General features: G+C 44.5%; 20 protein-coding genes. 13 read left to right on the forward strand and 7 right to left on the reverse strand.

Annotated features, from left to right (window positions below; genetic code table 11):
• The first annotated feature begins 2 nt into the window (after positions 1 to 2).
• Positions 3 to 287, forward strand: coding sequence for a hypothetical protein (locus G6R11_RS06315; RefSeq protein WP_163132239.1), 285 nt, complete (start codon positions 3 to 5; stop codon positions 285 to 287).
• Between the two features lie 25 nt (positions 288 to 312).
• Here G6R11_RS06315 and G6R11_RS06320 read toward each other — a convergent pair whose 3' ends face one another.
• From G6R11_RS06320 to G6R11_RS06335, 4 genes are all read right to left on the reverse strand, one after another.
• A complete protein-coding gene (locus tag G6R11_RS06320; protein ID WP_163132240.1) occupies positions 313 to 594 on the reverse strand; it encodes an RNA-binding protein in 282 nt (93 codons plus the stop codon).
• A 114-nt stretch (positions 595 to 708) separates the two neighbouring features.
• A complete protein-coding gene (locus tag G6R11_RS06325) occupies positions 709 to 1,332 on the reverse strand; it encodes a PolC-type DNA polymerase III (RefSeq protein WP_163132241.1) in 624 nt (207 codons plus the stop codon).
• Between the two features lie 85 nt (positions 1,333 to 1,417).
• Entirely contained in the window at positions 1,418 to 2,731 is a 1,314-nt protein-coding gene (locus tag G6R11_RS06330; protein ID WP_163132242.1) for a cell wall metabolism sensor histidine kinase WalK, read from the reverse strand.
• 14 nt (positions 2,732 to 2,745) lie between these two features.
• Complete coding sequence (locus G6R11_RS06335) at positions 2,746 to 3,495, reverse strand: response regulator transcription factor (RefSeq protein WP_163132243.1); 750 nt, start codon at positions 3,493 to 3,495, stop codon at positions 2,746 to 2,748.
• Positions 3,496 to 3,747: 252 nt separating this feature from the next.
• Here G6R11_RS06335 and G6R11_RS06340 point away from each other — a divergent pair, with 252 nt between their 5' ends.
• From G6R11_RS06340 to G6R11_RS06355, 4 genes are all read left to right on the forward strand, one after another.
• Positions 3,748 to 4,764, forward strand: a complete 1,017-nt coding sequence (locus G6R11_RS06340; RefSeq protein ID WP_163132244.1) for a DUF2860 family protein — start codon at positions 3,748 to 3,750, stop codon at positions 4,762 to 4,764.
• 27 nt (positions 4,765 to 4,791) lie between these two features.
• A complete protein-coding gene (locus G6R11_RS06345; RefSeq protein ID WP_163132245.1) occupies positions 4,792 to 5,610 on the forward strand; it encodes a hypothetical protein in 819 nt (272 codons plus the stop codon).
• Positions 5,611 to 5,831: 221 nt separating this feature from the next.
• Positions 5,832 to 7,028 carry a YjgN family protein gene (locus tag G6R11_RS06350; RefSeq protein ID WP_163132246.1) on the forward strand — a complete coding sequence of 399 codons (1,197 nt, stop codon included), beginning with the start codon at positions 5,832 to 5,834 and terminating at the stop codon, positions 7,026 to 7,028.
• Positions 7,029 to 7,032: 4 nt separating this feature from the next.
• Positions 7,033 to 8,040 carry a M48 family metallopeptidase gene (locus tag G6R11_RS06355; protein ID WP_163132247.1) on the forward strand — a complete coding sequence of 336 codons (1,008 nt, stop codon included), beginning with the start codon at positions 7,033 to 7,035 and terminating at the stop codon, positions 8,038 to 8,040.
• Between the two features lie 92 nt (positions 8,041 to 8,132).
• Here the strand turns inward: G6R11_RS06355 and malE are convergent, their stop codons facing one another.
• Positions 8,133 to 9,311: a maltose/maltodextrin ABC transporter substrate-binding protein MalE gene (gene malE, locus G6R11_RS06360; protein ID WP_163132248.1), complete on the reverse strand. Its 1,179-nt coding sequence runs from the start codon at positions 9,309 to 9,311 to the stop codon at positions 8,133 to 8,135.
• A gap of 293 nt (positions 9,312 to 9,604) precedes the next feature.
• On the opposite strand from malE, the gene G6R11_RS06365 reads away from it, so the two are divergent.
• Together G6R11_RS06365 and G6R11_RS06370 are read left to right on the forward strand one after the other, a co-directional pair.
• On the forward strand, positions 9,605 to 10,648 hold the full coding sequence (locus G6R11_RS06365; protein ID WP_163132249.1) for a pentapeptide repeat-containing protein: 1,044 nt from the start codon (positions 9,605 to 9,607) through the stop codon (positions 10,646 to 10,648).
• Complete coding sequence (locus G6R11_RS06370; RefSeq protein ID WP_163132250.1) at positions 10,648 to 10,893, forward strand: hypothetical protein; 246 nt, start codon at positions 10,648 to 10,650, stop codon at positions 10,891 to 10,893. Before G6R11_RS06365 ends, G6R11_RS06370 begins: the two co-directional genes overlap by 1 nt.
• 154 nt (positions 10,894 to 11,047) lie before the next feature.
• On the opposite strand, the gene G6R11_RS06375 is transcribed toward G6R11_RS06370, so the two are convergent.
• Complete coding sequence (locus G6R11_RS06375) at positions 11,048 to 11,323, reverse strand: nitrogen fixation protein NifW (protein WP_163132251.1); 276 nt, start codon at positions 11,321 to 11,323, stop codon at positions 11,048 to 11,050.
• Between the two features lie 159 nt (positions 11,324 to 11,482).
• Here G6R11_RS06375 and G6R11_RS06380 point away from each other — a divergent pair, with 159 nt between their 5' ends.
• The 3 genes from G6R11_RS06380 (at position 11,483) to G6R11_RS06390 (ending at position 13,331) form a co-directional block, all read left to right on the forward strand.
• A complete protein-coding gene (locus G6R11_RS06380) occupies positions 11,483 to 11,707 on the forward strand; it encodes a hypothetical protein (protein ID WP_163132252.1) in 225 nt (74 codons plus the stop codon).
• Between the two features lie 204 nt (positions 11,708 to 11,911).
• Positions 11,912 to 12,877 (forward strand): sensor domain-containing diguanylate cyclase, encoded by a 966-nt coding sequence (locus G6R11_RS06385; protein ID WP_163132253.1) that lies wholly within the window; start codon positions 11,912 to 11,914, stop codon positions 12,875 to 12,877.
• Between the two features lie 148 nt (positions 12,878 to 13,025).
• Positions 13,026 to 13,331 (forward strand): hypothetical protein, encoded by a 306-nt coding sequence (locus G6R11_RS06390; protein ID WP_163132254.1) that lies wholly within the window; start codon positions 13,026 to 13,028, stop codon positions 13,329 to 13,331.
• A 94-nt stretch (positions 13,332 to 13,425) separates the two neighbouring features.
• Here G6R11_RS06390 and G6R11_RS06395 read toward each other — a convergent pair whose 3' ends face one another.
• Positions 13,426 to 13,611, reverse strand: coding sequence for a hypothetical protein (locus G6R11_RS06395; protein ID WP_163132255.1), 186 nt, complete (start codon positions 13,609 to 13,611; stop codon positions 13,426 to 13,428).
• A 121-nt stretch (positions 13,612 to 13,732) separates the two neighbouring features.
• On the opposite strand from G6R11_RS06395, the gene G6R11_RS06400 reads away from it, so the two are divergent.
• From G6R11_RS06400 to G6R11_RS06410, 3 genes are all read left to right on the forward strand, one after another.
• The gene (locus G6R11_RS06400) at positions 13,733 to 16,555 is read left to right on the forward strand and encodes a glycoside hydrolase family 9 protein (protein ID WP_240352410.1); all 2,823 of its coding nucleotides are present in this window, start codon (positions 13,733 to 13,735) and stop codon (positions 16,553 to 16,555) included.
• A 66-nt stretch (positions 16,556 to 16,621) separates the two neighbouring features.
• Positions 16,622 to 18,781 (forward strand): cellulase family glycosylhydrolase, encoded by a 2,160-nt coding sequence (locus G6R11_RS06405; protein ID WP_163132256.1) that lies wholly within the window; start codon positions 16,622 to 16,624, stop codon positions 18,779 to 18,781.
• Positions 18,782 to 19,218: 437 nt separating this feature from the next.
• The gene (locus G6R11_RS06410; RefSeq protein ID WP_163132257.1) at positions 19,219 to 22,044 is read left to right on the forward strand and encodes a glycoside hydrolase family 9 protein; all 2,826 of its coding nucleotides are present in this window, start codon (positions 19,219 to 19,221) and stop codon (positions 22,042 to 22,044) included.
• Positions 22,045 to 22,135: the final 91 nt, after the last annotated feature.

Here is a 22,135-nt window from a genome sequence, read left to right on the forward strand (position 1 = left end):
AAATGGATAAAAAACGCGATAAGGATATCGTAGCGGCACTAACCGAAGTGTGCGAAGCCGCTAAACTAGAGAGTGAGGGTTTTGCATGGATAAGTCATCGGGTTAACTTTCAGCGGTTTCCCGAGAGCCTGCAAGTTAGTTGTGCTTATAGCAGCGCTTCACAACTTAATCTGGCTAAGCAAAATGGTGAACAACAAGGGCTGGTTAAACAAATAGTAGATGGCTTGGCGAACAAAGGCATAGTGCTGGCTAAACCGCAGCGACAAATTGAATTTATTAGCGAGTAAGTCCTTTACTCGCTAATGGCTGTAACTATTCCGATTCTGGCCAAATAGCTTGATCGTCTGATTCGGCTTTCTCTTCAGCAAATTTTACGCGTATTTTATTACCGGCTTGCTTAGTGCTGTTTAGCGCGGCAATGGCTGCTTGCGCTTCTGATTCATCAAGCATGCTTACAAAGCCAAATCCTTTGGATTTACCGGTTTCATTATCCAGTACCAAATCGCAGCTTTCGACAGCACCATGGCTTTCGAACAAGGCGAGTAAATCGGCTTCTGTAATGCTGCGAGCGAGGTTACGGACAAGTATTTTCATGGAACACCTTTAATTGCGGGTGAAGTTATCTGAGTGAGCAAGGCTCTTAGCGAAGGTTAAGCGATTATGCTTTGGCTAGCTAGATGCTCAAGCTTTGTTTTATCTCACATATTGTTACGCAATTTTGTGCAAAAAGCTCGCGACATTTGCCTTGCTCTTACGACTAATTTGCTGCATTAGCGCAAAGCTTGGATTTATTAACGAATAGTGTTGCTCTAATTGCTCGAGTAAACAAAGCCAAAGCTTGGCTGTCATTTCTGAATCGGCTAAAGCTCTATGGAATACACCGTCATTGTCGATGTTGTTGTAAGCCACTAAGCTGCCTAGTTTGTGGTTAGGCGCGTCTTGAAACAAGCGTCTTGATAACAACATTGAACAGGCAAAGTCGCCTATAAGCCGTCGGCCTATTTGGGCAAACTCAGCTTCCAAGAAGCGCTGATCAAAGGAGGCGTTATGCGCCACCATATTATGCTGGCCGACAAACTGATAAAAGCGATTCATTACCTCATCGCAAGGCGCGGCCTCTTGCAGCATGGCATTGCTGATACCAGTGTAATCTTCAATAAAGGAAGAGATGCGAAACCCTGGGTTCATTAACTCTTGAAAGCGCGCTGTAGCTTGGCCATCTTCTAGCAGTACTGCGCCAATTTCTATGGCTCTATCACCTTGAGTAGGCGATAAACCCGTGGTTTCAAAATCGAGAACAACAACAGTATTAGCGGGGGCTTGAGCGGTCAATGGTGCGAGCTTCTTGTCAGTAGTTTGAGCCAACAATGGTAACGCCGCGCCGCTAAAAGGCAATGGCTATGCTTGCGAATCCTTATTAATCTTTGCTGTCTTCGCTATTTTGGAATAATGGTAGCTCTAGGGTAAATAAAGCGCCCCCGAGTTGGCTATCACTAACACTGGCTTTGCCGCAGTGGTTGGTGACAATTCGCTCTACAATTGACAAGCCTAAGCCGTGCCCACCACTTTGGCGGCTGCGGCTGTCATCCACCCGTGCAAAGGGCAGAAAAATCGATTCACGGTATTTTTCTGGAACGCCGCTACCGTCATCATGTACTTCAAAAATCACCGATTTATTCACCACATACGCACGGATGAGAATCAGTTTTTCAGCATACTTTTGCGCGTTAACGATCAAGTTATTTAAGGCGCGGCGGACTAGCTTTTCATCGGCCATTAAACTTAAACCCACCGGGCACTCAATTTGAATCTTTAGCTTGGGACTTAACTTAGAAAGCCGCTCACACATGTTGTACAGCAGAGGGTAGGGATTAATTGATTGTGGGTTTATTTCTCGCGCTTTGGTTAGCTGGGAAAAGCTAATTAACTCGTGAGTAAGGTCTTCCAAACTATCTAAGTCTTCATCCATCTCTTGAATATGCTCGTGCATGGTTTTCATGTCGGTAATTGAGCGAGTCATATCCAAGGCAAAACGTAAATTATTGATGGGGGTTTTTAGCTCGTGCGAAGCCGCCATGGTCATCGAGTCTTGCTCTTGAATCAGCGACTTAAGCTTTGCAGCCATGCTATTTAAGCTGCGCGCCATGTGATTAATAGGCGAGGGCGCTTTTTCGTTGGCGCTAACATCAAAGTCACCGTCACCTAAGGCTTTGGTAACTTTTGCTAGGCGATAAGTATGGCGAGTAATGGAGAAGGAGAACCACATTACGGTAGCAGCTAAACAGCCGCCCATAAGCGCCACCATGTACCAAAATAGCCAATCACCGTAATCAACAAATTCTTCGTCTAAATCTAATTCGAGAACCTGTTGGTCTGGCCATTGGTAATAAAGAACGATGTCATCGTCATCTAAAAAATTACTTTTAACCGATACATACTCGCCGTTGCGCATTAGCTTTAAACGCGCTTCAGCTTCTAGTTCTGTAATTGGAAAAATGCGGATAAAGAATGGAAATTCTTCTTGGTAGCGAGTGAGAACTTTGTCTACGTCTGGGTTTTCTGCTTGCAGTAGATCTCGGTCTAGTAGGTAATAAATAGGCAGCACAATTTTACGTATTTGTTCACGCTCAATGTGCTGCACTTTCTCTTCAATGATCACGCCGTAAATAAAGGTGGCGGCGATAATAGATAATACCGAAGACAGAAACAGCTTTAGGAATAAAGTAATCAAGCTGGCTTAGCTCGCTATGCTGCTTTTACAAACAAATAGCCTTTACCACGCACCGACTTAATGTAGCGATAAGGTGGCGTATTGTCGTTTAGCTTTTTACGTATCGTGGATACTCGCATATCTAGTGAACGGTCGAGGCCGTCGTAATCAATGCCGCGCATTTCTTTGAATAGCACATCACGCGGTAGTACGTGGCCTGCGTTGTCCATAAGAAAATAGAGTAAGTCGAACTCGGCGTCGGTAAGCTCTAACAGTTGCTCACTTAACCAAATTCGGCGTTGAGTTTTGTCGGCAGTGAGCTCTTGGCAGATAATGCGATTAGGGTGGCGCACCGGTTCGCTATTGCTCATTTGCAAGGCATCAATGGTGCTGGCGCGTTCACTGCGGCGCAACGCAGAACGAAGTCTGGCGAGCAATACATGTGGGCGTAATGGTTTACTTAAGAAATCATCTACGCCTAAGTTTAGCGCAGACACTTCGGTGACATCATCACCCTGTGCGGTAACCATTAAGATCGGGCCTGAATAAAAGTCACGAACAACTTGGCACACTTGAATGCCGTCCATGCCTGGTAGCATTAAATCTAGCAGCACTGCGTCTGGAGAGTGTTTGGCAATCAGCTCTGGTGCTTGGTCGCCACGCTCTGAAGAAATAACTTCAAAACCTTCGCTGCGCAAGAACGTAGCCACCAACTGTTGTTGGCGTGAATCATCTTCAATTAATACGATTTTTTTTTGTTCTTGGCTCAACTTATTTCCCTGCATAGACAACTCCCTCAGCTGGCTCATTTTAGTGAGCCCTTAGGTCGATGCAATTACCACTTACAAAACTACGACAAATATCATTTAAATGTAAACTAATTCTCAATATCTAGTTTGGAATATCGGAAAACTGTGACTATCCCTGACATAAGACTGACTGAGTGAGAATTTGTCGCATTTTACAATGTGCTCAACAAGTGCTTAAACGGCGTGCATAAAGCAGCGTTGAACATGTTTAAAAGGATAGGGAACAGGATGAAAAAATTTCACACTAAGCGTCTAGTAACAAGCAGCGTACTTGCTACGTTAGCATCTATTGGAGCAGCCAATGCTACCGGTTATGTAGACGATGAGCCTGGTTTTGGCTTTGAGTTATTGTTAGGAGGCATGGTTGGCCAAGAGCAATCTCAATTCAATACTGATGACGACAATGCCATAACACAAGATTTAAACAATTCAGGAAATAAGAATAGCGGTGTGAGTCCAGCTGTTTTAGCCGAGTTAAATTACACCTTCGCAAATAAGAAAACCCAAATTTTCTTGGGTCAGCAAGAAGAGAATATTGTGCGCGGCCAAGACCAATTTGAGCTGGGCATTACCCAAATGGTGGGGGAATATTCGCAGTTAGAACTGGCTTATTTTCCTAAACTCCCGGGCTTTAGTGAGACTTGGCAAGATCCCTACTTAACGGGCAGTGCTCGCCAAAAAACCGATGCCGATAGCAGCGGTTTTAGGCTAGCGTGGCGTTATCTGTTCGATACACCGCTAACGCTGCGTTATGGTTTTGCAACCGCAGATATAGAAAACGAGCGCAGTGGTGAGGCTTTTGGTCTAGATGCCAGTGAGCAAAAGTTGATGCAACGTGATGGTAAGTATCACCGACTCTCTGCTGAGGTATTGGTTTATGATGAAGGCGGTTTTACCGTAACACCTCAGCTTACCTATACCAAGGCGGATACCGATGGCGATGCAATGGCCTTTGATGCCTACGCCCTTGGCTTAGAAACCACCTATAGCTTTGCCGAGCGCCACTTTACTAGCTTGTATATTAATTATGCCAAGCGTGATTACAAAGGCCGTAACCCGATATTCAATGAAACTCAGGGCGATGACGATTTTGGCATAAACGCTATTTATGGTTACGCCCAGCCTTTTGATTTTGAGAATACCTCGGTGTATTTGATGGCCTCTTATGACAAGGGTGACAGTAATATCGAGTTTTATCAGAGTAAGTCTTTGGGCTTATTGCTGGGTGTTGCATACGAGTTTTAGTCGTTAGCTTATTAAGGAGTCATTGTTATGTGGATAGCGCAACTTTCTAGGCTTGTTTTAATATCACTATTGCTTGTTATATTTGGCGCTGGCATTGCAAATGCCGCTCACGAATCTAGAACTATTATTTACCAAATTGCTGTGGAAGGTGATGTGGTGGGTGTTTATCAGCGGAACCGGATTATTGATAACCAATTTCCTAATAGCTTAGTTATTGAAGAAGAGGTGGAATTAGATTTTAGCTTTTTGTGGTTTAAAGAGGCCTACCAGCGCAGCGGAAAAGTGATGTTGGATAATGGTGCTTTAAAACAATTTGCTTTTAAGGTAGATGAAAATCAAGAAAGCTATTTAATTTTTGGCAATGATAAATTAGAGCAAGGTATCCATATTAATGCGCTAGAGAATCAAGCGAGCAGTAACTCTATGTGGACTAATAAGCTGTTGCAGCTGATTGAAAATGAGCATAGTACCAATGGCATGGATCTATTGCTAAATCGTTTTGAGCAAGCTCCTGATGCTATTTTACAACGCGGTGATTTTGATTCTGATTCCTTGAGTTTTCCTGATTACTTGATGGCGTCGATTGATCATCAAAACACCCAAGAGTTCAAAGTATTAGATCTAGATGAATTTGACATTATTCAGTATCAAGTTAAGTACTTAGGAGAAAAGCCATTAAGTGCCGCAAACCGCGTGTATGTTAGCCATGGCTTTGCCTTAGCCACCGAAGGAGAGAGCAGCGAGCTGTGGTTAAGCAAAGATAAGTTAGGAGCATTTATTGTGCAGCAAAGTGGTGTAGATGATGGAGACCATTACACGGTGAACATGCAGCAATATCTTTTCTAAATTTGTCAAGCTTTAGCTACTTAAAAATGAAGTATCCACTTAGGTTGCTTCATTTTTTTCTAAATGAAATGTGATTGAAAACGCTTTAATCACACTAATTAAACTGAAATTCCCCCGCCTTTGATTTTTAATAACAAAAAACAGTTTTATTTAGATACTATTATCATTAAAGTCTTTTGACTTATTAATTTTCAATTAGTTAAACATCAGGGATTCTTGGCATGGATAGTCAGCACTTGGACGAAAATCGTTTTAAGTTTCATGGAAAAACCGACGAGTATTTTGGAATTTGGATCGTTAACGTATTGCTCAGCATTGCTACCTTGGGTATTTACTCAGCCTGGGCAAAAGTGCGCAATAAACAGTATTTTTACGGCAATAGCGAGTTAGCTGGCGAGCGCTTCGAGTATTTAGCAAAACCCTTACAAATCTTATTGGGGCGAATAATTGCTGTGGTAATGGTAGTTATTTGGGCGGTTTCTCCAATGGTAAGCGAAATACTGCAAGCCGTTTTGATGCTGATGTTTGTGGCGGTAATGCCGGTTTTAGTAGTAAAGAACCTGCGCTTTGACTCGCGAGTAACACGCTACCGAAATGTTCGATTTGATTTTGTTGGTAGCTATGGCAGTGCTTATATGGCGTTAATGGTAATGCCGTTTTTAGCCACCATCATTTTTGCTTTAGCTGCTGGCTTAGTTATTGGACTTGGTAGTGTTATTTCGCCTGTTGTGTCAGGTATTTTAGGTGTACTGGTTTTTGCTATTGGTGGTACTTACTTGTATGCCTTTATGGCCACTTACATGAGCCGCTATGTACTGAACAACTACCAATGGGGCAGTATGAAATTTACTGCAGATATAGAGTCTGCGGCCATGTTCAAAATTTTCCTGAAAGCCGCAGCGCTAGGTTTAGGCGGTGTAATCGCCTTAAGCTTGTTGGGAGCCTTGGTGGCATTTGCACTGTTTAGCGCAGACTTTAGCCAACTAGGCGCTATGTTTGCCTCATTAGAGCAAGGCGGCGGTGAAAACTTAGCAGCCGGTGGCGCGCTGGTTGGGATCTTCGCTTTAATTTATATCAGCTTCTTTTTGCTGGGCTGGTTTGTTACGGCTTACTTAAAAGCTTGTTTGCGAAATTATCAGTTTGGACAAACGGATATAGAAGGCCAGTTGTACATGGTTTCGACCGTAAAACCTTTGGCATTTATGGGCGTAATGCTTAGCAATATGCTGATTATTGTATTCTCATTTGGTTTGGCTATCCCTGTCGCAAAAGTACGTATGGCGAAGTTTATGGCGCAGGCCACGGCCGTGCAGGGTGATATTGAAAGCATTGCAATTAATAACCAAGTGAGTGATAGCAAAACCGCCATTGCTGATGAAGTTGCCGATGCCTTTGGCGTAGAAATTGGTGTGATTTAAGCCCATGGTCATCACCGGAAAGGTTTTTGTCGAAAATAGCTCTGTGTCTAGAGCGGCTAAATTGCACTGCTCCGATGAAGGCTGGATTGAGCTAAGCGATGAGTTTGGCGCTATTCGGGCGCCAGTTGCCGAGCTAGATATTGCGATGTCGATTGGCTCGCAAGCTCGTACCATTGGTTTTAGTAATGGCAGCCGCTTTGTTGCCGATGAGTCCTCATCACTAAACAGTTGGTTAGATAAGCAAGGCCAAGGCTCTTTGGTTAAAAGCTTAGAACGAAATGCCTTGATGATCATTGTGGCCTTTGTTGTAAGCGCAGCTGTTATATACGCCGCAGCTAGCCAAGGACTTCCTTTGGTAAGCCATTACTTGGCTGGCAAAGTGCCGCTCTCCATTAGCCAAGAGTTGGGTGAAAGAACGCTGCAGCAGTTTGAAACTTTAGGTTTTAGTGAAAGTGAGATTAGCCCAGAGCAACAACAAGCTATAGGCCAAAATTTTAACCGCTTGGTAGAGCAAATCGATGGCCTACCCATGCAGCCTAAGTTGTACTTCTACCGTATGGGCGATGAAGCAAATGCCTTTGCTTTAGCCGATGGCAGCATTGTGGTGACCGACCAATTAGTAGAACTGCTAGATAGCCCTGAACAACTTAATGGCATTTTATTACACGAGTTAGCCCATGTGGCTCATAACGATGTAATGGCAAGCCTAGTGCGCTCGGCCTTGATCAGTACCGCTGTGGTGCTAGTTGTTGGCGATAGCAGTTTGCTGGTAGATGGCCTAGTTAGTGCCGCAGTGCTTGGAGTAAGCCTTGGCTACTCCCGCGAAGCTGAACAACAAGCCGATTTGTTCGCCTGTCATTGGAGCAAACAGCTAAACCTACCTCAAGAACAACTTCTCGCCGGTTACCAGCAACTATTCGAAGACCACGAGTCACACATTCCTACTTGGATAAGCAGTCACCCAGGAGATGAAGAGCGTTTAGAGCACTTGCTTACCTGCTTTAATAATTAGTTCTTTTAGGCAGTAAGTTTCATTTTGGGAGAATTGGAAATGGCGTCTCAATTAAGTTTGAGCGCCATTTTTTTAGACTGAAAACGCTTAGCCTATCGAGTAATCCGTTTAGCCGCGGCATTAAGGGCTTTATCCACTGCTTGTCTGCCGGTGGTGATGTTGGTGAGGCTGGTGGCCATGGCGGCCCAAAACTTACCCATTGCTGCAGCGTTTGGCATCGGTTCGCCTTGCGCTGCACTGGCATAAACTGCCTGCACTTTTGGGTCGTTAGTTAGCTCTTTTTGTAATTGTAAGTTTGCCATTGCGCCAATGTCGCCGCTGCTAAACAGTAAGCGTTGATTGTCTACATTCATTAGGTAGTAGTTTAGAAACTCGTCAACCAGTGCTGGTTGGCTAGTTGCGCTGTTCACCATGGCGCTCCAAATGCCAACAAAGGCTTTGGCGGGCTTGCCATTGATATTGGGTAAGGGCGCAACTCCAAAATCCATACCCACACTTTCCAATTCATCCCAGTACCAGGGGCCATTAATTACCATGGCAACTTTGCCCTTTACAAACTGCATATCCATGATTGAGTAATCAGCATTACGCGGCATTATTTGTTGGTCCAGCATGTCTTTGAGTAGCTTACCTGCGTACATTGCACTGGGGTGATTAACCCCAGTGTCTTTTACATTGTATTGCTCACCTTGTTTACCAAACACGTAAGCTCCGTCGGCCGCAAACAATGGCCATGTGTAGTAGGTATTGTTGTAGTCCCACAAAATAGCTTTGGTTTGTTGCCGCTCTTGAAGTTGCTTGTCTAGCTCGAAAATCTCTTCAAAACTAGCTGGAACTTCTTTGATGAGCGCTTTGTTATAAATAAGGCTTATTGCTTCTACGCCTATTGGGTAACCGTATACTTTGCCTTCAACTTTTACTGCGTCCCAGGCGTAGTCTACTGCTGAATCCTGCAGCGCTTGGCTGGGTTTTAGTTGTTTAATGAGTCCTGCATTTGCCCAGTCGCCTATTCTGTCATGAGGCCAGAATACGATGTCGGGACCTTCACCATTACGGGCTTGAATCTCAAAGTTTCCAGTGATGTCGACGGGTTGTTTCACCTCAACGATAATGCCGGTATCGTCGCTAAATTGTTTTGCAATAAGCTGCATTTGTTGGTGGCTTTTGCCAGTCCATATGGTTAGCTCTGGCTGTTGATTGTCGGCCAAAGCTAAGTTTGAAAAGGCCGCTAAAATACAGCTTAGCGTTATGCTGGTAATCCCTATTTTCATTATATTTTTCCCGATAGCTTGCCGACTTAGCATTGAGAAAACATGAGTGACTTGCAAGGAAAAACAAAGTGGCTATAGAGCGAGCTCACACTCAAGATTAAGTTGTTGATAGATTTGCGAACTTAGGCTGCTTATTCAGCTTTTGTTAACAATTGTGTCACATTTCTTTACACAAGTTGAATTGTGATTATTTGTTCAAAAAATAAACATATTGATTTGGTTAACAATGTTGGTCTAGGTACTAAATATGCATCAAGTCATTAGATAAAGTTATCATCAGTTTAAGAATTCACATGAGTGATAAGAGTCTTTCATCTGTTAAGCGGTTCTTTCGTTGGGTTGATTTACATCACGGAGTGCTAGGGTTTATCGCTACAGTTGTCACAGTGATTGTTACGGTGGGTGTTGCATACAAATCTATTCAAACGTCAGCAGACCTTTTTTCTGAGGAACTGAAGGCGCAAAAAGAAGCTGCCCAAGTGGCAAATGTTGCAAATTATGTTTCCGCAATTAGCGAAGCGCTGTTGATGTTTAAAGAGGCTGATGAGGAAGCCTTAGATAGATTCGTAGTATCTCGTTCTGAGCTGCTTTTGGAAAGCTTAAGCACATCCACTTTATTAGCTCAGGTCATTCAGTTCATTTCAGATAATGATTTTGCCAAGTTGTTTGATACCACTAGGTATTTTCAAGAGAAGAAGTTTCTGTCTTTAGCGGGCAAGGATCTTTCTTATATCAAGTTAAACGACATCACATTTACAACAACCAGTTTGTATTGCGTGAACCTGACTGGATCCTATTTATCTAGGACGACCTTTGACTTCCCAGATTTTAGTTATGTAAATATGGAGAACTTAAATTTTAACGAAACTAAGCTTAATGGCGCTCGGGTCTATTGGAGCAATTTAAAAGATGTATCCATAGAACTTTCAGGTAAAGAAGAGAATCTGCCACTAACATTTTCTCAAACCAGTTTTATATTTTCCAATTTACAAGGCTTACGTTTAGGTAAGTCTAATACACAATCTAAATCGCTTGACCCTGACAAACTAAATAAACAACAGCAGAAAGATTTAGAAGTACTGGCTGAGATGCTATTTAACACTAAGTCTCTTTATGGCTCTCTTTTAGATAATGATTTAAAGCAGTTAATGCTAGACCTCAACCCCAAAAAGTATGAAGAGCTAGTGAGTTTGGAGTACTTTCTCAAAGTTGACTCTGTACCCAACGCTAGCCTAGAGGCTAGTCGAAAGACCTACAGCACTGAAGCGACTTTGGTTGCGCACCAAGAGGCGTGGAGACAACGATGGCAAGATAAGATAGATAGGTGGTGTAAATAATGATGAAAATGATCTTTTGTCTACTTCCCTTGAGTTTTGCTGTTAGTGCCAATTGCACCTTGCAAGGAGATGTATATCAAGAGGGAGCTCAGCTAGGTAATCTGAAATGTTTAGATGGAAATTTTACTTTAATAAGTTCAGACCCCGAGCCTACATTAATTACAACGACGGATTTGACTGAACGTAATGGTATTCACGTTGAAGCTACTGAACAGCAGCCAACGGATAATACCCAGGAGAAATAGCCATGAAAATGCTAAAAATAGGGTTTGTACTAGTGACACTATCGCTTAGTTTTCCAAGCTTTGCTGATTGTGTACACGGCGGCAATGTGTACCCAGAAGGCGCAACTATCGGCAGTTATAAATGTGTCAACGGTTCGTGGGTGGGCAATTAGCCTTACCTACGTTCACAGGAGGTACAACCGCGGCAAGCCGAACGAGTATGTTTGTCTAAACGCTCACGCTGAGTTTTGCAGTAGGCATTCTTTAAAGCTCGGCGTGCCGAAAACCAGTCATCTGCTTTGCTTAAGATGAGGTTACCGCCAAAACGTTTAACCAACAAGTCTCGGCTTTCATCAATAAAACTCTTATCAAAGTCGATTTCGAAGTAGCGCAAAGCTTCTTCAATGCAGGTGAAGTTTTCTATTGTTTTGTTGATCTTGGTATTAGTCATTGAAGAGTCCTAAGGCCTGCGAATAGGCTAGCAAAACCGTTAAGACGGTTTTTTGATGTGACTTAATTAAGCGTCGAATTATCGCCTTTCGAGAAAAACAGCATGACTTTAAACAAAACTCAGACTAAATTGTTAATGAAATGTTGCATTGGGGCCTAAATGATGAAACCAGCACTTCCCTTAATAATCTGCGTACTTATTTCAGCCTGTTCTAGCCAAGCTACCACGAGCAGTGGCGATAATAAGGCAGAGGATAATCAAAACTATAATCAGGATTTGTTGGCATCTATTAAGCAATCACCTAATGCCAATCAAGCCTTTAGTCTTAGCGAAGAGCAAATTGATATGTGGCAGCACGCTGGTTGTGGCGGAGGGCATAGGTAATATCAGCTTATTTAAACAACTACCGTCTTATCTCTCTATAAAACTGCAGCAGTAAATAATTGTTGCCAGCTAATGAGCATGCAAGTGTTGAATAACTAATATTGATAGTGGGCTCTATAAGTACTTCTTTCTTAGACTTTATTTATCGGCATAGCTAAACCTGTTTTAGCTTGCGTGTTGGACTTGGTTTTTGTGGAGGTGTAGATGCCCTTAAAGCCCGCTATTGATCCTGAACAATGGATTTTATCAAATCCAAACGACTTAATATCGCTTACCAAATGGCAGCGCACGGTAAACTTGCTGGCTAAGCTGTTCGATGCACCCGCTGGTTTTTTGGTTCAACACACCCCAAGTGGTTATCAGGTCACAATTGCTAGCGAACAGCAGTCTAACCCCTATCAAGCGGGAATGGTGGTGGAACCGCAAGCTAATATCTTTTGTCGAAAAATTGTAGAAACACGTAAAAGCTTGTATGTGGCCAATGCCATGATCGATCCCTGCTGGGACAGTAATCCCGAAGTGCATGGTGACGGGTTTCGCTCTTACCTTGGGGTTCCAGTATTTTGGCCAAACGGTAAAGCATTTGGCACTTTTTGTGTCATGGATTACCGCGAAATCAACTACGACGATACCTATTTTGAACTTATTGAGCAGCTAAAAGACATCCTCGAAGCCGATTTGTCCTTGCTTGAGTTATACACTCATATGCAGAAATTGGCGGTTACCGATCCCTTAACCGAGTTAAACAATCGCCGTGGATTTTGTTCCTTAGCCCAGCAGCGGATCCGCTTAGCTAAGCGCATGGGTTCTCGCTTGGGGGTGTTCTATTTAGATGTAGATAAGTTTAAGCAGATTAATGATAGCTACGGACATGCTGTAGGGGATGAAGTGTTGATAGATGTGGCAAAAGCGATGCATAAGTGTGTGCGCAGTTCTGACGTGATTGGCCGAATGGGTGGCGACGAGTTTGTTGCTTTGGTCTTAATTGAGCAGGACTCTGACTTAGATGCCATTGCGCAACGCTTTACCGACCAATTTGCTCAATACTCCGAGCAAGATTTACCCTTGTATACGGTGGCTATCGGTTATATTGATGTTGACCTAAACATGGAGGTGGAAGGAATAATGGCCTTGGCAGATCAAGATATGTATCAACATAAAGTAGAGTAATAATTTGAGCAATAACTTGATGTTATTTTGACCACTTGGCTTGGCTGGTGTATCATCGCGCAGCTTTAGAATTACTCACTATTTTTTGCCTGCACTAATGGTATGACTGTTCGCCTCGGATGGCGCGTTTTGGCTATCGGAGATTTACTTGGAACAGTTTATTCAATTTTTGTATCCCTTCAGTTGGATCATTTCTATATTGTCGTTTAGCCCGCAAATTATTCGCTTAATGCGGATAAAAGGCCCCGCTAAAGAGATCTCGTTTTTAAGTTGGATTATGTTCCAATGTAATGCGGTATTAGCGTGGTCTTATACGGTGTTTGTCGTGGGCGACCCACTGCTTTCGGTGACTACTAGCTTGGTATTAGCTGCCAACATCACAATGGTTATGGTGCTAGTTTATAAACGTATTAAATATCGTGAAGTTGCTGTGGAAGATGCCTTAAGTGCTTGATTTTATTTGCCTCTCTAAATAATTGCTGAATTAAAAGTAACTTTTAAATACGAATGACGCTGGTCTTATCAGCCGTCATTCGCGACCTCGCGCACTATTTTGCCTGAAAAAAGCCTGACTTTTTCCCTTTCATTTCATCACAAAAATCTTTTCCTTGATTGATTTCATATTTGTCAATAAAGGCCTTGATAACTGTTTTTCGCTTGCTAATTTCATTATTGAGTAAAACCTCAAAGTAAGGTTTGCCAAAAAAGGTGTGAGGCCTAATGAGAGCGTTCATGAGTTAGCATGGCATGGTCAAGCTCTTCGTTTGCAGTGGTTTACACACCTGTGTGCTTCTTACCTTCACAAAGATGAAGGGGAAGAAAATAGCTAATTTTGCAAATATAGAGAGATACGCAATGATGTTAAGGAAAACACTTCTCGCTACGGCGATAGTAACTAGTGCGATGTCGGCGCACGCAGCCAATTATGGTGAAGCGCTACAAAAATCCATTTATTTCTACGAAGCTCAGCAATCTGGTGTGTTACCCGATTGGAACCGCAATGAATGGCGCGGTGACTCAGCGTTAGGCGATGGTAGCGATAATAACGTTGATTTAACCGGTGGTTGGTATGATGCCGGCGACCACGTTAAATTCGGCTTTCCAATGGCCTCTACCGCCACCATGTTGGCCTGGGGTGTAGTGGAATACCCCGATGCTTATGCTCAAACCAACCAATTGGAACACATTAAAAATAGCTTACGCTTTGTGGCTGACTATTTTGTTAAAGCGCATACCGCGCCAAATGAATTATGGGGCCAAGTAGGTAAAGGTAGCGTAGATCACGCTTGGTGGGGATCTGCTGAAGTGATGCAAATGGAGCGTCCTTCTTACAAAATCGATGCTGCTAACCCAGGTTCTGACTTGGCGGGCGAAACCGCAGCTGCATTAGCGGCTATTTCCATGGTGTTTAAAGAGAGTGACCCTAGTTACTCGGCGATGTTGTTGGAGCACGCTAAGCAGCTTTATGCTTTTGCCGACAACTACCGAGGTAAATACTCTGATGCAATTACCGATGCCAAAGCCTTTTATAACTCATGGAGTGGTTATCAAGACGAGTTGGTGTGGGGCGCAATTTGGCTGTATCAAGCCACCAACGATGTTGCTTACTTAGATAAAGCCAAACTTGAATATCCTAATCTAGGCACCGAAGGACAAACGGAATATCGCGCTTACAAATGGGGCCAAGCATGGGATGATAAGTCTTATGGCTCTTATGTTTTGCTAGCCAAAATTACTGGCGAGCAAGTCTATCAAGATGATGCCGAACGTTGGTTAGATTATTGGACCACCGGTTTTAACGGCGAAAAAATCACTTACACGCCGGGTGGCTTAGCCTTTTTAGATGTTTGGGGCGCAGCGCGTTATACCTCGAATACTTCATTCTTAGCGCTGATTTATTCTGATTTTCTAAAAGAAAATAACCTCGCAGCAGGCAAGGCAGACACCTATTACAACTTCGCTAAAAGTCAGCTCGACTACATATTGGGTGATAACCCGCTAAACATCTCTTACCAAATTGGTTATGGCGATTACCACCCAACTAAACCACACCACCGCACCGCTCATGGTGCTTGGGCCGATAGTTTATCAAGCCACCCAGAAGAGAACCGCCACCTGCTCGTGGGCGCTTTAGTAGGCGGACCTGGCGACGATGATTCTTACGCTGATGACCGTGGCGATTACTACAAAAACGAAGTGGCCACCGATTACAACGCCGGTTTCACTTCAGCGCTAGCACGCCTTTGGTTAGACCATGGCGGAGCGCCAATTGCCGAAGCTGATTTCCCAGATAAAGAAGTGCGAGACACCGAGTTATTTGTGGATGCAAAAGTAAACTCAGAAGGGCCACGACATATCGAGATTAGTGCTCGCGTACACAACCATACAGCGTGGCCATCGCGCGTGACCGACCAGCTTAGTATTCGCTACTGGGTAGACATTAGTGAAGTAGTTGCCGCTGGTTACACTGTAGACGATGTAACTATTTCAACGGCTTACTCGCAAGGCACTGGTTACAGTGGTTTACACCCTTGGGGTAATGAAGGGGATAATATTTATTACGCCGATATTAGCTTTGATGGTGTAGATATATACCCTGGTGGTCAGTCACCGTCTAAGAAAGAAGTACAATTCCGCTTAGCCTTACCGACCAATACCAACGATCCAGATTGGGACAATGCTAACGACCCATCATGGGATAACTACACCAATGCACATGAATTAGCACCGAAAATTGCTATGTACGATGCGGGTGTTTTAGTTTGGGGAACCGAGCCAAGCGCGGCCTGTGGCGGAGCAACCGGCATTAACTGTGCGCCTATTGCTCAAAGCCAATCAGTGGCTACTGACTTTGATACTCCTGCTTCGATTACCTTAAGCGCAACCGATAGCGATGGCACTATCGCCAGCTTTGCTATTGCTAGCCAACCGACAAATGGTTCGGTAACGCTAGCGGGTAACGTGGCGAGCTATGTGCCTAACGCTGGTTTCTTTGGCAGTGATAGCTTTGAGTTTAGCGCTACCGATGATCAGGGTGAAGTATCGCAGCTTGCGAGTGTCACCGTTGAGGTGGCAGAGCCAATCATTCCTGCTGTCACGATTAGCTCTCCTGCCAACGGCAGCGAAGTTAGCCCAAGTAGTGATGTAGTGCTGCAACTAGATGTTGCCAATGCTTATGGCGCAAATGTTTATCTTGATGGTGCTTTAGCTGCCAATCGAGTAGGCAGTGGAGCCGTTACGCTAACGATGCCAGCAAGCGAAGGAGCAGTAGCGATTGTTGTTATTGCCACCGACGAGCAAGGCAGTGAGCTAAGTGCTGAGGCCAGCTTAAGCTTAGTGGTTAAGCAAGGCGCAGAGCCACCAGTAGGTGATGGCTTAAGCTGTGAAGTAGGTAAAGCTGACACTTGGTCTACAGGCTTTGTGATTAATTCAATTACTGTAAGCAATGGCGGAAGTGAAGCGGTAAGCGGATGGAAGGTAAATCTTGTGTTTACCGACCCAGTGAGCTTAGCCAACGGTTGGAATGCTCAGCTTAATGCTTCAAGTGATGGCTTAGGTATTAGCGCCAGCAATGAAGTGTATAACGGCCAACTTGCGCCAAATGCGAGCGCCTCATTCGGCTTGCAAGGTGAGCACTCTGGCACCTTTGTTGCCCCAACTTGTGAAATCTTACCTTAGGACTTAACACCCCAAAGCGGCCTTAATCGGCCGCTTTTCTCATTGGGGTTTGTTACGGAGAACAACATGAATACATCTAAAACACTACTCGCTAAATGCGCGGGTTTCGCGGCCGCTACCTTATGTAGCGCAAGCCTCATTGCATCTACATTACCGGGCGACGACTGGTTGCATGTAGAAGGTAACCAAATTAAAGACATGCAAGGCAATACCGTATGGTTAACCGGTGCCAACTGGTTTGGTTTTAATACTACCGAGCGGGTTTTGCATGGATTATGGTCGGTTAATCTAGAAGACACCATTCAAGATATTGCTACGCGTGGAGTAAATTTACTTCGGGTTCCTATCTCGACAGAGTTGCTTAAAGAATGGAAGAATGGCCAATTTGTTCCCATTCAAGTTAATGCATCGGCCAATCCGGCCTTAGCCACCGCCACTTCGCTAGAGGTATTTGATGCCCTAATTGCTGCCGCAAAAGCCAGTGGCATGAAAATCTTGCTAGATGTGCACGGCGCCGAAGCCGACAACATGGGACACATTGCGCCGCTATGGTACAAGGGCGACATCACCTCTGAGGATTTTTACTCTACCTGGGAGTGGGTAACCGAGCGCTACAAAAATGATGACACCATTATTGCTTATGACTTAGAGAATGAGCCACATGGTAATCCGAAGGAAAGCGCTGCCGGTGAGTTTGCTAAGTGGGATAATTCCACCGATGAAAATAACTGGAAGCACGCCTGTGAAACGGTGTCTAACCGAGTTCTTGATATTAACCCCTATATTCTTGTTATGTGTGAAGGCATTGAAGCCTACCCAGTGGAAGGTAAAAACTGGGAGAGCAAAGGTAAAGACGACTTTCACTTTAACTGGTGGGGCGGCAACTTACGTGGTGTGCGCGAATTCCCTATCGATTTAGGCGCGCGTCAACAGCAGTTTATGTATTCGCCGCATGATTATGGTCCTTTGGTATTTGAGCAGGAGTGGTTTTACCCCGGCTTTAACAAAGACACCTTGTACCAAGATGTGTGGAAAGATAACTGGATGTTCATTCACGAAGAAGGCATTGCACCGCTACTGATTGGCGAGTGGGGCGGCTTTATGGATGGCGGGCCAAACGAGGCATGGATGGTGGCAATACGAGACTTAATTATTGAGCACCAACTTCACCATACCTTTTGGTGTATTAATCCAAACTCTGGAGATACTGGTGGTTTGCTTGGGCACGATTGGACAACCTGGGATGAAGATAAATACGCCTTGTTTAAGCCATCTTTATGGGTAAACGATGCCGGTAAATTTATTAGTTTGGATCATGAAGTTGCACTAGGCGGTGAGGGCAGTACTACCGGAGTAAGCTTAAATGACTATTACCAAGGCTTAACACCTTCGGTCACCATTAGCTCTCCTACGGCCAATAGTATAGTGCTTAGCGGTTCTCAAGTTGCCCTTAGCTATGCAGTGAACAAAGCGGCATCAGTCAACATATATGTAGATGGAAGCTTTGTGAAAAGCGCTCCTACATCGGGTAGTGCTAGCGTAACTGCACCGGTTTCAGAGGGTGACTTCACCATTGCTATTGTAGCGGTAGATAGTAATGGTAGGGAGCTGTCGGTAAGTGACAGCATTGTTTTAAGTGCACTTAACGAGGTGCCTTTACAGCCCGAAATTAGCTTAAGTGCTCCAGCAAACAATACCAGTGTTGAAGCTGGTAGTAGCTTTAGCGTAGCAGTAAGTCTGCAAGATGCGAGTGGTTTTGAAACACAGTTCGCTGGGCAACAAATGGCGTTTTCTGGTACTTCGGGTGAGCTTACTGCACCTAGTGTTGTTGGCGATTACAGCTTAACAGTGACAGCCCAAGATGAGCAGGGGCAAAACCTCAATGCGACTGACAGCGTCAATGTGAAGGTGATTGAACCAGCTGCCGCTAATTTAAGCTGTGAAGTGGGGCCCGCAGATTATTGGGCTAGCGGCTTTGTAATTAACAGTATCACCGTTACCAATACTGGCAGCGAGACTATCTCGTCATGGAAAGCCGTGTTGGACTTCCCGCAGGCGGTTAGCTTAGTAGGCGGTTGGGGCGGCGTATTTGATGCCTCCGCACAAACTATTGAAGTAACCAACGAAGCTTATAATGGCCAGTTAGCTCCTGGAGCTAGCATATCCTTTGGTTTACAAGGTGGACATTCAGGAAGCTTTGCCGCGCCAAGCTGTAGTATGCGTTAACAATAATTATTAATTATTGATTTAATTGACATTATAGCTGTAAAGCCCTCAATACAATTTGAGGGCTTTTTTATTGATTGGGCGAATGCTTTGCTTCTTTTTAGGTGTGATTGTCTGCCTAAGCGAAATATTCAATTGATTATTTTGTCATTTTAGGTTTTTCGTTCGATTTATCAAAGATTAAGCTCTTGGGTATTTTTTAGCTCCGGAATTAAAAACAAGGCTCAACTAGGTTAAGCTCTCGCAGGTTTACTGATGAAAAACATATTTGTTAGTCATCTTAGGAAAACAAACTTCAAAGGCTCTGCGATGAACTTGCACAACATCAATGGTTATTTGGCAAAGAGTTTGTTTTTCGGTAAACGGCATTACTTCTTACCGCTACACAGAATAGTTGAAGAAGGATTACGACCTAATTTTTTATGAGATAACTAAAGATGTTAAGGAAAACCTTATTAGCAAGCGCGATCATCTCCAGTGCAATGTCTGTTCAAGCAGCAAATTATGGTGAAGCGCTACAAAAATCGATTTACTTTTATGAAGCCCAGCAGTCGGGCGTGTTGCCTAGTTGGAACCGTAACGAATGGCGTGGAGATTCTGCCCTCGGAGATGGTGCAGACAACAATGTCGACCTTACCGGTGGCTGGTATGACGCAGGCGATCACGTAAAATTTGGCTTCCCTATGGCCGCCACTGCAACCATGTTGGCATGGGGTGTGGTTGACTACCCTCAAGCTTATGAGCAAACCAACCAGCTTCAACACATCAAGAATAACCTGCGCTTTGTGGCCGACTATTTTGTTAAGGCTCACACCGCGCCAAACGAGCTTTATGGGCAAGTGGGTAAGGGCAGTGTTGACCACGCTTGGTGGGGCTCTGCTGAAGTGATGCAAATGGAGCGACCTTCTTACAAAGTTGATAGCGCCAACCCAGGCTCGGATTTAGCGGGTGAAACCGCCGCTGCCTTAGCGTCAATCTCTATGGTGTTTAAAGATAGCGATCCAAGCTATGCGGCAATGCTGTTAGAACACGCTAAACAGCTTTATTCATTTGCTGATAATTACCGTGGCAAATACTCTGATTCTATTACCGATGCGCAAGCCTTTTACAATTCTTGGAGTGGCTATCAAGATGAATTGGTTTGGGGTGCTATTTGGCTTTACCGCGCCACTAACGACGCGAGCTATTTAGACAAAGCGAAGACCGAATATGGCTCTTTGGGTACCGAGCCACAAACCGATACACGCTCTTATAAATGGGGCCAAGCCTGGGATGATAAGTCTTACGGTGCCTATGTATTAATGGCTAGCCTTACTGGAGAAGCTCAATATCAAGCTGATGCCGAGCGCTGGTTAGACTACTGGACGGTTGGCTACAATGGTCAAAAAATTCGCTATACGCCGGGTGGTTTAGCCTTCCTAGATACTTGGGGGGCTGCGCGTTACTCCTCCAATACATCGTTCTTGGCCTTGGTTTATTCTGACTACTTAAAAGAGAATACCGATAAAACCGCTAAAGCAGAGATTTATTACGACTTTGCTAAAAGCCAGCTGGATTACATCTTGGGTGACAACCCACTAAATATCTCTTACCAAATTGGCTACGGTGACTACCATCCAACCAAACCTCATCACCGTACCGCGCATGGTGCTTGGAATGATAACTCTGGTGACCCAGTAGAAAACCGTCATTTATTGGTAGGTGCATTAGTGGGCGGCCCAGGTTTAGATGACTCTTGGGCTGATGATCGCGGTGACTACGTTAAAAACGAAGTGGCCACCGATTATAACGCTGGCTTTACTTCAGCGTTAGCGCGTTTGTGGCTTGACCACGGTGGCGACCCCATTGCAGCAGCTAGCTTCCCCGCAAAAGAGCAACGCGATACCGAGTTGTTTGTTGAAGCAAAAATTAACTCGCAAGGTACTCGCCATATTGAACTAGCAACGCGCGTTCACAACCACACAGCTTGGCCATCTCGGGTAACCGACAAACTTAGTTACCGTTACTGGATTGATCTTAGCGAGGTGTTTGCTGCCGGTTACTCGGTTGATGATGTTCGAGTATCAACGGCTTATAACCAAGGTTCTGGTTATAGTGGTTTGCACGCTTGGGGCGGTGAAGGCGATAACTTGTATTACGCAGAAATTAGTTTTAATGGCGTAGACATTTACCCTGGTGGTCAATCGGCTTCTAAAAAAGAAGTGCAGTTCCGTTTATCGTTACCTACCAATACCAACGATCCGGATTGGGACAACAGCAACGATCCTTCTTGGGAAAACTTCAGCAACTCTTACAAGCTTGCTAACAATATTGCATTGTATGATAACGGCGAATTAGTTTGGGGTAATGAGCCCAGCGCTGCTTGTGGGCCAGCAACCGGGGTTAATTGTGCGCCAGTTGCGCAAAATAAGAGTGCAAACACCGCTGCAGATACCGCTGTGTCGGTTGAACTAAGTGCTAGTGACTCTGATGGTAGCATTGAGAGTTATGCCATTGCCTCAGAGCCGAGTAATGGCACTGTTAGCCTAAGCGGAAATATTGCTAGCTACTTACCTAATGCTGGAACTTTTGGCGTAGATAGCTTCACTTATGTAGCCACCGATAACCAAGGTGAAAGCTCTGCAGAAGCGAAAGTAACGGTTACTGTTGCTGCGCCTATTGTACCTGCAGTAGCGATTAGCTCGCCGAGCAATGGCAGTGAAGTGCTACCGGGCAGCCAAGTGCAAGTTCGTTTAGATCTTGCCAATGCATATGGGGCAAATGTTTACCTTGATGGCGCTTTAGTCACTAGCCGAGTAGGTAGCGGATACGTTGCTCTGAGTATGCCAGAAACTGAAGGACAAGTAGTGATTTTGGTTATTGCCACTGACCAACAAGGTTCTGAGCTATCTGCTGAAGCGGATTTAAGCTTAAGCGTAAAAGCGGGTGAGCAGCCTCCAGTAGGCGGCGGAGATTCTAAACTTACTTGTACTGTTGGTGAAGCCAACGTTTGGAATACCGGCTTTGTGCTAAGTAACCTTAAAGTGACCAATGCCGGCGGCGAAGAAGTGACTGAGTGGAAAGTTCACTTAAGCTTCCCGCAGCCAATTAGTTTGGTTAATGGCTGGAATGCTAAATACCAAGCTTCTAGCGATGGCTTAGGTTTAACCGCAGTAAACGAAGTTTACAACGGCCGCTTAGCACCAAGCCAAAGCACATCTTTTGGTTTACAAGGCGGCTACAACGGTAGTTTTGATGCGCCAACATGTGAAGTATTACCTTAAGTTTTAGCTAAGGTTAAAGGCGGCTTAGGCCGCCTTTTTTGTTAAGGTGTTAGGCAAATTTTGGGGCGCCCTATAGGGGAAACAGAGTGAA

Source organism: Agarivorans sp. Alg241-V36 (genome assembly GCF_900537085.1).
Classification (GTDB): Bacteria; Pseudomonadota; Gammaproteobacteria; order Enterobacterales; family Celerinatantimonadaceae; genus Agarivorans.